At 61.1% G+C, this 12,431-nt stretch carries 10 protein-coding genes; all 10 read right to left on the bottom strand.

From position 1 onward, the window contains the following. Nucleotides 1-62: 62 nt before the first annotated feature. The 10 genes from ACMFWR_RS24395 to ACMFWR_RS24350 all read right to left on the bottom strand — a co-directional run bounded on the left by ACMFWR_RS24395 (nt 63) and on the right by ACMFWR_RS24350 (nt 12,396). On the bottom strand, nt 63-965 hold the full coding sequence (locus tag ACMFWR_RS24395) for an alpha/beta hydrolase family protein (RefSeq protein ID WP_413197265.1): 903 nt from the start codon (nt 963-965) through the stop codon (nt 63-65). Nucleotides 966-1,089: 124 nt separating this feature from the next. Beyond that, entirely contained in the window at nt 1,090-2,739 is a 1,650-nt protein-coding gene (locus tag ACMFWR_RS24390; protein WP_413197264.1) for a bifunctional aspartate transaminase/aspartate 4-decarboxylase, read from the bottom strand. Between the two features lie 83 nt (nt 2,740-2,822). Further along, entirely contained in the window at nt 2,823-4,508 is a 1,686-nt protein-coding gene (aspT, locus tag ACMFWR_RS24385) for an aspartate-alanine antiporter (protein ID WP_413197263.1), read from the bottom strand. Nucleotides 4,509-4,572: 64 nt separating this feature from the next. Continuing rightward, a complete protein-coding gene (gene aspT, locus ACMFWR_RS24380) occupies nt 4,573-6,264 on the bottom strand; it encodes an aspartate-alanine antiporter (RefSeq protein ID WP_413197262.1) in 1,692 nt (563 codons plus the stop codon). A gap of 166 nt (nt 6,265-6,430) precedes the next feature. Then, on the bottom strand, nt 6,431-7,621 hold the full coding sequence (locus ACMFWR_RS24375; protein ID WP_413197261.1) for an MFS transporter: 1,191 nt from the start codon (nt 7,619-7,621) through the stop codon (nt 6,431-6,433). A 33-nt stretch (nt 7,622-7,654) separates the two neighbouring features. After that, nucleotides 7,655-8,437, bottom strand: a complete 783-nt coding sequence (locus tag ACMFWR_RS24370; protein ID WP_413197260.1) for a DeoR/GlpR family DNA-binding transcription regulator — start codon at nt 8,435-8,437, stop codon at nt 7,655-7,657. 234 nt (nt 8,438-8,671) lie between these two features. Beyond that, the gene (locus ACMFWR_RS24365) at nt 8,672-9,721 is read right to left on the bottom strand and encodes a diguanylate cyclase domain-containing protein (RefSeq protein WP_413197259.1); all 1,050 of its coding nucleotides are present in this window, start codon (nt 9,719-9,721) and stop codon (nt 8,672-8,674) included. Nucleotides 9,722-10,050: 329 nt separating this feature from the next. Further along, a complete protein-coding gene (locus ACMFWR_RS24360; RefSeq protein ID WP_413197258.1) occupies nt 10,051-10,803 on the bottom strand; it encodes an SDR family NAD(P)-dependent oxidoreductase in 753 nt (250 codons plus the stop codon). Between the two features lie 172 nt (nt 10,804-10,975). Then, nucleotides 10,976-11,665, bottom strand: a complete 690-nt coding sequence (locus ACMFWR_RS24355; protein ID WP_413197257.1) for a gamma-glutamylcyclotransferase — start codon at nt 11,663-11,665, stop codon at nt 10,976-10,978. A gap of 179 nt (nt 11,666-11,844) precedes the next feature. Then, on the bottom strand, nt 11,845-12,396 hold the full coding sequence (locus ACMFWR_RS24350) for a DUF4863 family protein (protein ID WP_413197256.1): 552 nt from the start codon (nt 12,394-12,396) through the stop codon (nt 11,845-11,847). Nucleotides 12,397-12,431: the final 35 nt, after the last annotated feature.

Genomic DNA, 12,431 nt, shown 5'->3' with positions numbered 1-12,431 from the left:
CTCGTTAAACGGGTGCGGCCATCGGGTCGTGCGACGCGTGCGTGCTGCCCGTCGCGATGGCTCTACCGAGCCGGATGCGTCACCGAATGGATCGCCGAGTCCTGACGACAGCTTGGCTCGAGCTTGAGTAAGCCGGGCCAGCGAGCGGCCCAGTCGCCGTCATGTGAAAGGCCCGGGACCTCAACGACTTGCGCGCATGTCGTTCCCGTAGCTTGTGCGAAACGCGTGGCCACGGATGCAGGCACGACCGTGTCGTCGGTGCCGCTGAAGTGAATCTGCGGGATCGCCGCTACGCGGTCGGCGACGTCGATGGCGTTAAGCGAATCGGGCATAGCGGATACGTGATGCAGACGATTCACATACTCGTCGTCGAGATTGCCGGCCACGGTGCGTAGCGATGCCACGTCGGTTCTGCGCGCGGCGATCAGGACAGCGACTGCCGCGCCTCCGGAATATCCGGTGAGATGAATCGACTCGCCGGGTGCTTTCATTGCAATGTGGCTGATCGCAGCGTTCATGGAGTCGATGACTTCGGGCGCGTACCGCTTGCTCGTCCAATAGGCGGGGGTACATGCAGGGTTGTCTGCCATGGGCGTGAATTGGCATGGCCGCGCGAGATAGACGACGTTGGACGCGCTGTCCGTTGCAGCGATCGCAAGCCCGGCGGCGTCGCGCGGTGTCGGGTCCAAAGAAGCCTCCGACCTCGATATCCACGCGAGTCCGTCACCTTCGATATAGACATGAATCGGCGCATGCGGATCGCCGATTCGCGTATAGGTGGTGAAAACGAATGAGCCGCCCTGCACGGTTTCGCGATGCAGGCCGGCGGGTTCGGCCAGCGCGTCGGCATGCTGATTGCGATCGAGTGTGCCGCAGGCGGATACACCGACGGCGACCGCAAGCGTGACGCTGGCCGCGATCGCCCTCGGTGCCCGATTGAGTTTGTTCCCTACCTGTCGATGCATCACGCCCGTATCTGCAAGCCGAATCTCTCCTATTTTATCGGCAGCACGGCACGTAACTTGATTTGGCCGGACACAAGGAGGTCACGCCTCCGCGGAGCGGGCTCCCGTGTGATTGTTGTGACGGCTAGAGCACCTTGGATTTGTCCAGCTTTGACCCGGTGGCTGCGTTGTATTGATCGACGTAGTCCTCGATCAACCCGCGCACCGCACGGCCGATCTTCCGGTAGTCCGATTCGTTGAGGTTCGCGAGCGATACCCGGCCTGACGGATGAAGCGTGCCGAATCCTTTGCCCGGCAAGAGCACCACGTGCGCTTCTCTGGCAAGACGGAACAGCAGTTCGCTCGGCTCGGTGTGCTTGAGAAGCCAATCAACAAATTCCCGGCCGAATGCGCGCTCGCCGAGAAATTCGACATCGAGGATCGTGTAGTAGTCCACCTGATTCGGATCGTCGTCCTTGAACGAGATGCCGATTTCTTCATAAAGCGCTTGCTTGCGGCGGCGGATCACGCGCTTCAACGCGTTCTTGTAGGCATCAGGCGTGTCCATCAGCGCGAACAGGGAGAACAACACCATCTGCACCTGTTGCGGCGTCGAGAGCCCCGCCGTGTGGTTCAGCGCGACAGTGCGGCTGTCGGCGACAAGGCGATCGATGAACTTGAGGTTTTCAGGGTCGGTCGTAATCGACTCGTAACGCTTGTTGAGTTCCTTCTTCTTGTCCTTGGGCAACTCGGCGAGCAGCTTGTCGAGCACGTTGTCGCGATGCGTCGCGATCGTGCCAAGGCGCCATCCTGTTGCGCCGAAATACTTCGAATATGAGTACACGAGAATCGTGTTCTTGGGCGCGAGTGCAAAGAGCGAGACAAAATCGTCTGCAAACGTGCCATAGACATCGTCGGTCAGCAGGATCAGATCCGGCCGGTCCTTGATGACGTCGGCAATGTGGTTCAGGCTTTCGTCGCTGATCTTCACAGAAGGTGGATTGCTCGGGTTCACGAGGAAGAACGCCTTGACCTTCGGATCACGCAGCTTGTCGAGTTCCTTCTTCGAGTATTGCCAACCCTTGGTGACGTCGGCTTCGAGATTCACGACGTTCAACTGATAGTCGTTGAGCGTGGGGATCTCGATGTAGGGCGTGAAGATCGGCAAGCCGAGCGCGATCGTGTCGCCGGCCTTGATCAGGTGGTTCTCGCGCATCGTGTTGAAGATATACGTCATTGCAGCTGTGCCGCCTTCGACCGCGAACACGTCGAACTCGCCGACAAACGGATGCTTGCCGATCATCTCCCTGCGCAGGTACTGACCGACGATAACCTCCGACATTTTGAGCATGCGGTCGGGAACGGGGTAGTTCGACGCGAGAATGCCTTCGCACATTTCATAGAGAAAATCCGTGCCCGACAGACCCAGTTGGTCACGGACGTACGACACGCAGCCGGCTAGAAAATCGATGCCCGGCGTGCCCTTGTGCTCGCGAACAAACAGCTCGAAGCGTTCTGCGAGCCCTTCGCGTTTGGGAAAGCCGCCGACGCCCTCGGGCATATAGGCAAACGAGCGCTCCGCCTCGCGCATCGCAAAGAGCCCCAATTGCCAGAACCCATGGCGTGGAATCGTCGCGAGGAAATTCGGATTGCCGCGGCCGGCATTGAGCATCGCAAGATTCTCTGGCCGCGTGACAGCGGCGCCACCGGCTGCCTTGATCAGTTCGTCCTTGAGCTCAAACGGACTGAGTGCTGCGAATTTCGAGTGCCCGTTGCTGCCTTTGTCTTTGGCCATGATGCGTTCTCCAATGCGCTAAAGAGCATGCCGGCGTTCTGCGATCGATGACGGTGACCGGCAAGCGGGAAGGGGGTGTCACGCTAGACAAGTCCGACCACCAGCGGGCCGAGCAGCGTCAGCAATACGTTCGCGATGGCATAAGTGATGGCGAATGGAACAGTCGGCACAGCGCTTTCCGCTTTGTCGAGCACGCCGCCGAAAGCCGGGTTGGCACTTCGCGATCCGGACAGCGCGCCGGCCAGCAGGGCGGCGTTGTTGTACTTGAGCACGTAGCGCCCGAATACCATCGTCAGCAAAAGTGGCAGCAAGGTGACGAGTACACCCAGCAGGAAGATCGTGATGCCGAGCTGTTTGACCGTTTCCACGGCCTGCAAGCCCGAATTCAAGCCGACGACCGCGACGAACGCCGCCAGTCCAAAATCCTGCAGCAGGCGTGAAGCTGCGGGAGGCATCACGCCGTACATCGGGTGCTTGCCGCGCATCCATCCGAATACCAGGCCTGCGAGCAGGCATCCGCCGCCTGAGCCCAGCGTCAGTGGAATGCCGGCGATGTTGACGACGATGAGACCGATCAGCAGGCCGAGCACGAGCCCGACGCCCATATAAATGAAGTCGGTCTTGATCGAATACGGGAGTTCATAGCCTGCGGTTTCGACGGCGCGTTTCGTATCCTTCGCTGTGCCGTAGAACGTGATGACGTCGCCGTGCTCGAGCTTGGTCCCGGGCAGCACGGGCACCGGCTGACCGACGCGCGTCACGGCGTCGATAAACACGCCATGCCGCAACGTGCGATCAACCTGATCGCGGATTTCGCCGATCGTGTGATGGTTCAGGCCTTTAGCCGTAAAGACGCCTTGGCGTGTCTGCATGACCAACCCGGTCTCACCACTACCGGAAACCTCCGGCCCGATAAGACGTGCCACATCGACGATCTGCTCGCGGTGCCCGACGACAATGACGACGTCGTCGCGTCGAAGGATCACTTCAGGCTCGGGCTCGACCGACTTGCCGCCGCGAGTGATTCGCTCGATGGCGATCAGGTCGCGTTCACCGGTTTCGATCTCGCGGACCTTGCGGCCGTCGGCCACGTCGACGCGATACGCTCGCCCGAACAGCTCGCGCAACGCGGCAACCTGTCCCGGCCCCATCGTCGATGTCCCGCCGCTCATCTCTCGCTCGGCCTCGACCGATGCTTCGCGCAAGCCTTGTCCCATGAACTTTGGCAGGATGTTCACGCAGACGATGATGGCGCCCAGCGATCCGAACACATACGTGACCGCGTAGGCGATCGCGACGTCCGACTGAAGCGACTTCACCTGATCGGCCGGCAAGCCGAGCCGCGCGATCGCATCGCCGGCCGTGCCGATGATTGCCGATTGCGTCAGCGCACCACCCGCAAGCCCTGCCGCAATCCCCTTGTTCAGGTGGAAAAGCTTCGCGCACACGATGACCGTGATCAGCGCCGTGATCGCGAGGAACAAGGCCATCGCGATCTCGCGCAGTGTTTTCCGATTCAGCGAGTTAAAGAAGCCCGGACCGGAGTCATAGCCGACCGCGTAGATAAACACCGCGAACATGACCGCCTTGACGCCGCTGTCGATCGTTACGCCGACCTGGCTGACGACCACCGCTGCCAGTAGCGACCCTCCCACGCCGCCGAGCTGGAATTTCCCGAAGTTGATCTGGCCGACGTAGTAGCCGACGGCCAGTGAAAGGAACAACGCGATTTCCGGAGATTTATGAAAGACGCCGTGTATCCAGTCCATCGTGTCCTCGCTAGCAAAGTACGGGCGGTACTGCTGTCGAAACGGCATTGCGACTGCGATGCTGCTAACCCCCTAACTGCCGCGCCAGGCCCACGACCACCGGTCCCATCAACGGCAGCAAGACGTTCGATAAGGCATACGTGATGGTGTAGCCGATGACGGGCGTCGAATTGCCGGTGACGCTGACCAGCGAGCTGATGGCCGGCGTGCTGCACTGTTGACCCGCGATCGCGCCGAGCAGGGTCGGGATGTCGAGCTTGAGCAGATGCCGGCCGATAAGAAGCGACAAGAGGCCGGGAATCAGCACCATCAGAATGCCGACCAGCGGCAGCGAGATGCCGTACTCACGCACGAGCTTGATGGCGTCGGGACCGGCTGACAGGCCCACTGCGGCGATAAACGTCGCCAGGCCGAAGTCCTTGAGGATTTGTGCGGCCGCCGGCGGCAGGGATCCGACGAGCGGATGGCGTGAGCGTATCCAGCCGAAGAACAGTCCGGACAGCAGGCAACCGCCCCCTGTTCCGAGCGACAGCGAGATGCCGCCGAACGTGCCGCCCAAGTGTCCGATGGCCATGCCGAGCAACACGCCGATACCCAGATAGACGAAGTCGGTCTTTTGCGTGGGCACGAGCGGATAGCCGAGCAGGCGTGCACCGCGATCGACGTCGCCTTTCGTGCCGGCGAGCGTCAGGATATCGCCGCGGTTGAGGCGCGTCGCAGGCAAGGCGGGAATCGTCGCTTCGAGTCGTGTGACGGCCTCGACATAGATGCCACGTCCCCTTTCAGCGGTCGAGCGGCCACGAAGCTCGCGCAGACTGACCCCTTCGAGATCCTTGCGCGTCAACACGACATCCAGGCGTTCTGCCTTGGCAAGACCAAAGGAATCGCGACCCGCTATCTCGACGCCGATATCCGCCGCGCCAGCAAGCAGCGCATCGCGACGTCCCATGATCATCGCGATGTCGTTCTGCGCAAACACGAAATTGGCACCGACGATCGAAGGCACGCCGTTGCGTTCGACTTGTTCGACAGTCAATGCGCCGCCATGGCGCTGCTCGAGTACGCCGACCGCCACGCCGTTGAGGGCGGGGCCCACCTTGAACACGCGCGTCACGAGGGACGCCATCGCTTGACGCTGCCCGTCTTCAAGCGCGCTTTCTCCGCCCATCTCACGCCATAGGCGTTCGGACTCGTCGCGCAGGTTCACGCGCAGCATCAGCGGCGCAAGCTGGCTGGTAAAGAGCACGATGGTGATCAGCCCGAACAGATAGCTCACGCTGTAGGCGGTCACGACATTGGCCTGCATATGGCTGATGTCGGCATCCGGAATCCCCAGCTTCCCGATCGCTTCGGTCGCCGTGCCGATCACCGCAGACTCGGTCGCGGCGCCGGCGAGTAAGCCCGCTGCCGTTCCCGCGTCGAGGTGCATGATGACGACGACGATCATGATCAACGCGAGCACCGACACGATTTCGACGATCGACAGCAGGCCATAGCGCCAGCCGCGGCCAACGTTGGCAAAGAATTGAGGTCCGCCGGTGAAGCCCAGCGCAAAGATGAACAGCGCAAAGGCGATGTTCTTCAGATCTGGAGCGATGCGCGCTCCGGTCTGGCCCAGAATCAGAGCGACGATCAAGGTTCCGCAGACGCCGCCCAGCTGGACGGGCCCCAGCTTGAAGGATCCGATGAAATACCCGACGGCAAGGCTTACGAAGAGTGCGATCTCCGGCTGCGATCTCAGTATTTCACCGAGCATGAGCTGACCCCGTCTGAAGGACGAATCGAACTACCGCGTGGCGGAGCCAGAGCAATCGTTGGCTGCCGTTTTGAGACTTGAGAATACGACCGCCTGCTTGACCCGCAATACGCTCTTTAGCGATAAATGCGTGGAAAAGGTAGCGCGCTAGCGTATTTCTATAGAGTCAAAACGGCTCGCGCGTCGCAGGTTGATTCTCACGTCGAGGGTTCTCTTCGACCTTACCGGCAGAGACCGTGACCAGACGCGCACACACCGGGACAAGGCAGAGAAGAGCGGCCAAAACCCAGAACGCACCGGGCAGACCGATTCCTTTGGCGACAAAGCCGACGCCGGCCGGGCCCACGAGATTGCCTGCATAGCCCGTTGTCGTGATCGCCGCGACGGCGAGTGCCGACGGCATCGCGCGTTGCGATCCTGCACGACGAAACAGGACCGGCACGACGTTCGATGCACCCAAGCCGATCAGGACAAAACCCAACATCGCCAACGCTGCGACGGGTGCTGTCAGAAGCACCACAAAACCGATGATCGCCAGCACGCCGCCCCAGAACATCATGGCGCGGTCTCCGATTCGGGCGCTCAATGAATCGCCGCCGAGCCGTCCGCATGTCATCGCAATCGAAAACAGCATGTAGCCGACACCGCCTTGCGCAGCGACAACCAATCCTTTGCCGGTGATCAATAACGCGCTCCAGTCGAGCAACGCACCTTCGACCAGAAACGTAATGGCCGTGAGACTCGCAAGGAGCAGCACGATGCCGCGCGGAATGGCAAAGAACGGCCCGTCATGCGGGCTGGCCGTTTCGATCAGGCGAGGGCGTGCACTCAGGATCGCAATGAGCATGAGCACCGCACACAGCAACGTGCTCGCCAGCGTGCCGATATGCAATGAAAGCAGCAGTGTCATCAGGCTCGAGCCTGCGAAGCCACCGACGCTGAACAGCGCATGGAATCCTGACATCAAGGGCTTGGCCTCGAGCCGTTCGACTTCGACCGCATGGATATTCATGGCGACGTCGAGCGAGCCGAGCGACGCACCGAACGCAAGCAGTGTGATCCCCAGCGTCAGCGGCGTGCTGACTACGGCGAGCAGGGGAAGGATCACAGCGAGCCCGCATCCTCCTGCAACAATGATGGGCTTGCTTCCGTAGCGCGCACTCAGCGCGCCCGTGATCACCATGGCGACGACGGACCCCAGGCCAATGCAGAGGAGCAGCATGCCAAGCACACCGTCGTCGACGCCGAGACGATGTTTGGCGAACGGCACCAGCGGCGCCCAGCCTGCTACACCGAATCCGGCGACGAGGAATGCGAGCCGTGTCGCCAGTCGAGCGGCGGGTTGCTTGGAAGTCATGGGAGAAAGCTCCAGAGGAAACAGGTGGTGCGCTTACTGAGCGGCCGGGGGCTCGGCGCGCAAGACGGCGGTACCCGCCTTTGACAGGACGGTGTGCTGGGCGCGCGGCACATCGTGCTCGACGACTACGTGGTCGATCGCCTTGATCGCGGCGACGCGATACGGCGCGCGTGTATCGAACTTGTCGGTCGTCACGAGCGCGACGCTATGCGCGCTGGCGGCTAGCAGTGCGCGCTTGAACGTTGCATCGGCCAGGCCGAATGCGCTGATGCCGTCTTTGGGCGAGACGGCACATGAGCCAATAAAACATCGGTCGATGCTCAATTGCGTCACGCTCTGTACTGCGTTCGCGTCAACGCTTCCGCCGACAACCGGATCGACTCCGCCGCCGATCATGACGAGTTGCAGATCCGGTCGGCGAAGCACAGCGGCCGCGATATCGATCGAATTCGTCGCGACGGTGAGTTCGAATTCTTCGGGCAACACATCGACGAGTGCCAGATTCGTGCTGCCGCTATCGAGAAACACGAACTCGCCGCGATCAATCAGGGAGACGGCCGCGCGGGCCAAGGCCGACTTTCGTTCGGACGCGGCATCCATGCGAGCTGCCATGGGTGCAGACGCCGGCGTGATGGGCAGCGCGCCGCCGTAGACCCGGCGACAACGACCTTCGGCGGCTAACGCGCGGAGATCGCGCCGGATGGCGTCTTCGGAAACATCGAATTCGACAGCAAGTGCTGCCGCCACCACAGGCTGGCCCTGGGCGAGGCGCTCTGCGATCTGGTCGCGGCGGGCAAGGGGAAGGTCATCGTTCATGCGTCGATCATATCGTGCATGAACAAGAATGTAAACGTGCACAAACGTGCATAGATTGAGGATGCACAACGCTCGACTTTGGCGCGGGGGAGGCACAAAGCGTCGGCGTGACGAGGAGCGTCGTCGATAAAAACTTGTTTGCGGAGACGAGCCGAACCGAAGCCGACGTCTGAGTCGCGTCGACAACGCCCAAGGTGGGCTGGAATAGGAATGGCGCCGCGGCGTTGCTTACCGCTAGATTGAATCGGATTGCGCCGGCACTTCGGTATGAATGACGGGTTTGCTTGCTGTCCCGGTTTCGGCGTAGACCCGGAACCCATTGCGACCGGCACGTTTTGCCGCGTACATCGCCGTGTCTGCTTTGAGAATCAGTGTTGCCGAGTCGTCGCCATCGACGGGCGCCTGGCTGCAGCCGATGCTGCATTCGACTTCAATGGGACGACCGTCGAGCAACACGGGTTGGGAAATGTCTTCGAGCAGTCGTTCGGCGAGCTCGTCGCGTTCCGCATCAGAGAAGCGCGAAGCCACGACCAGGAATTCGTCGCCGCCGAGACGACCCGTGGCGACACAGTCGCGTGCGACGTGTGCGATGCGTCCCGCCATTTCGACAAGCAGACGATCCCCGGTCGGATGACCGAACGAATCGTTCACAAGCTTGAACCCGTCGAGATCGAGATAGAACAAGGTCACGATGTCGCGCGAATTTGCCGACCTCGCCAGCTCCGCTGTGAGTTCTTCGATGAGCGCCTGGCGATTCAAGAGCCCCGTGAGCGGATCGATTCGACCGATTTCCCTCAAGCGATGCGATCGGTCGGCGAGCTTGACGGCCATCTCGTAGGCGAGGTTAGCAACCAGCAAAACGTAGATGGTGACGAGGGGTACCCACCACATCGCGCCCGTCAGTGCATCGCCGCGGAAGACTGCGCCGCCCGTCAGTGCGAAACCCGTCAGGCCACCGACTCCCATTGCGATCAATGCCTTGAGAAAGCCCGACACGCCGCCGCCGGCCATTGAATTGACGGCAAAAATGACGAAGGCCGCAAAGGTCGGCACAGGCGCGAATTGCATCATCGCGACGAACATGCCGCCGAGCACGCTATCGATGATCAGGTTGCGTCTCTGTCCACGCAGGGGCGTGCTTGCACACGCTGCGAAGTACCTTGCGAGCCATGGCCACGCGAAGCAGACAAAAATGCCAAAGCCGATCAGCGCCAGCGACGCATGCTCTTCCCAGCCGACCGCAGAAACCGGAATGCTTGACGCACCAAATCCGATGACGCGCAAAAGATGAGTCCGGCGCGAGAAGCGATAGCCTTGAGGTGCCCGCGCGCCCTCAGGTGCGCCAGGAATGGCCCGCGAATCGGGGTGATGCATGTGAGTAGAGACTGTCGGAGAGTCGTGCGCCGAGTTATCTGGTTAACGAACGGCGCAACGACAATCTTTAGCCCGGGCGCGGACTTTCTCGCGGTCAGTCCGGCTCAGGCTCGACGTGCCGGACGAGATTCGCACGGCCTGATGCGCGGTGTGACCGGGTTATCCCGAAGGCGACCTGAAGCGCTTCACGCGTCCGCCGATCGTCTTCAAGGCAAGACGTAGCGGACGCTCGTCGCGCGTTACCAGGGAATCGTCGTGTTCTCCCACCGCGTGAAGGTGCCGGAGGGACCGTCCGGTCCGAGCAGTGCAACTCGCACGACTTCACGCGAGCCGTCCTCAATGGATTCCGTGCCTTCAAAGTTGTTGAGATTCGTGCTCGTGAAAGCAGGCGATACGAGATTGACCTTGATCGCTGTGTTTTCGAGTTCGATACACATCGCGAGCGTGATCGCATTCAGCGCGGCTTTTGACGCCGGGTACACGGGGCCGAAGATGTGGCGATATTCATAGGTCGGGTCGGACGCGCTGGTCAGCGAGCCGACGCCGCTCGATACGTTGACGATCCGCGCATCGGAGGACAGCCGGAGCAAGGGCAAGAACGCTTGATAGACGGCGAGGACGCCAAACACGTTGGTTTCCCATACCGCACGCACTTCGTCCAGCGAGGCGGTACTTGCCCGATTCGCCTGTACGTTCTCTTGCAGCGTCCGTTTTGTCGTCTGCGAAATGCCGGCGTTGTTAACGAGCAGGTCAAGGCGACCGAATTCATGGCGAACGCGTTCTGCCGCGGCCGAAATCGATGCCTTGTCGGTCACATCGAGCTGAAAGGCAATCGCGCCGCGTCCTATTTCTTTGGCAGCCGCTTCACCCTTGGCGAAGTCGCGCGCCGCGACCAGCACGGTCACACCGTTCGCAGCAAGCTCTTTAGCGACTTGTCGACCGACACCTTGATTTGCGCCCGTGACGAGAGCAATGCGATTGTGGTCATCCATGTCGAGTCTCCTTTGGCTTGAGTAAAGAATCAATTTAGCTCAGGCCAAGGGGACGATCGATGATAGAAAGTCCAATGTTCGTGCCTAAAAGTCCAGAAGTTCAGGCATCGAAAATGTACGTCGAAGCACGGGCGTGTGTCGCGAGGTAACTGGACGTCGTGTTGCCGGCTAGTCAGCCGTCAAGCGCCCCGGGGTTTGCCCGATCCGGCACATCATCCAACGCTTTGAGCTTCGCTTCCAAAGCGTCGAGATACGGGTCGGCGATCCCGTGCTTCGCCAGTGCCGTCGTCAGCCGCTCAAGATATTCCGCGTTCGTGCCGAATGCGCCGGATGCGCTGTGAATCAGCGGCGCGATCGTGTCGATTGATGAGTCATGCGCATATTGCTGGCGCTGTGTGTTCGCGACAAACGCAATGGCGTGCGTATGCGTGCCGTCTTCGAACGTGACGGGTGCCCAAGTCGGGATATATGACCCGAGCACCATTTCGCGGATCCAGAGGACCATGAGTTCTTCTTCGGCATTCGCCTGGTGCAAGCGCAATGCGACGCCGTGCGCGACGCCGCCACGCTCGAGCGCAAGCATGCGACCCGGAGCCTCGGGGCTGCCGCGGCCCACCGTCAGGTGCAGGCAGAACGATCGGTGCCAGTCGTGCAACGTCGCGAGGCGGGACTGATCGAATTGCATGACCGGGTTCCACATCAGGGACCCGTAAGCGAACACCCACAGCTCATCGCATTGTTGGGGACGCTGCCGGAGCGTCTGCTCGAGCGATGCCTTGATTTGCTGGGGCGTCCATACATCGGGCAGTGAATCGAAGTGCTCGATGTATTTGCCGGACTCGATCGTGTCTCGTGTGAACATAGCCGTGCCGTTGCCGAATGCGTCCGTGCGTCGTCGAGCCCTGTTGGCGGGCGATGCACGCCGTCGATCGGAGGATCGACGTGATGGAGTATGGCGACGCCCGGCGAATCGATAAACGGCGTTTGGGGAACAACATTGATTACAGGGCGGCTACATTCAGGCAGGCATGCACGCGTCCTTCAGTCCTGAGAGGCCTTGAAATCAAAGGCAATTCGCCCGGCAGGCAGGAACGTCAGCGAGATGACGGCGCCGCCCTTGACCTCGGGAAAGTGGCGGCTGCCCGGCTCTGGCGCAGTCCAGCCGCCATGACACCAGCCGTTCGGGCCCGCGAGCGCGGCGCCTTTATTCAGCGGCACGACGAGGTTGATTTCGCCATACGGATGCAGATGCTCGTTGGCGCGGAAACCGCCTTCGGCGTTGTTCTGGGTGTTGTCCGTGCTGTCCATCAACACCGCGGTGGCGCTGAAGAAGAACGTCTCGGCGCTGGGCGTGACGATCTGTGAACGACGGTAGCGCGGGCCGGCAACTTCGATGTCGGCTGCCCAGCCTTCTTTCACGCCCTCTGTGATCAGGCGGGCGAGATCTCGATACAACGCGCTTTCAACGCCATATTTGACGTTAAGCCATTGCTCGAACTTCGTGCCGGTGGTGGCGTCCTTGATCTCCTGAAGGAAGGGGGTGAAGCGAGCGACGAATTCAGCTTTACGACTCATATTGGGGGCTTGAGGCATGGTGGATATAGGGCCTGTGAACGTCAGCGCAGCCC

Origin of the sequence: Pararobbsia alpina (assembly GCF_965118125.1) — a bacterium.
In the GTDB taxonomy this organism is placed as follows: Bacteria; Pseudomonadota; Gammaproteobacteria; order Burkholderiales; family Burkholderiaceae; genus Pararobbsia; species Pararobbsia alpina_A.
The sequence above is the reverse complement of the archived record's forward strand: the minus strand, read 5'-3'. Positions and strand labels throughout refer to the sequence as shown.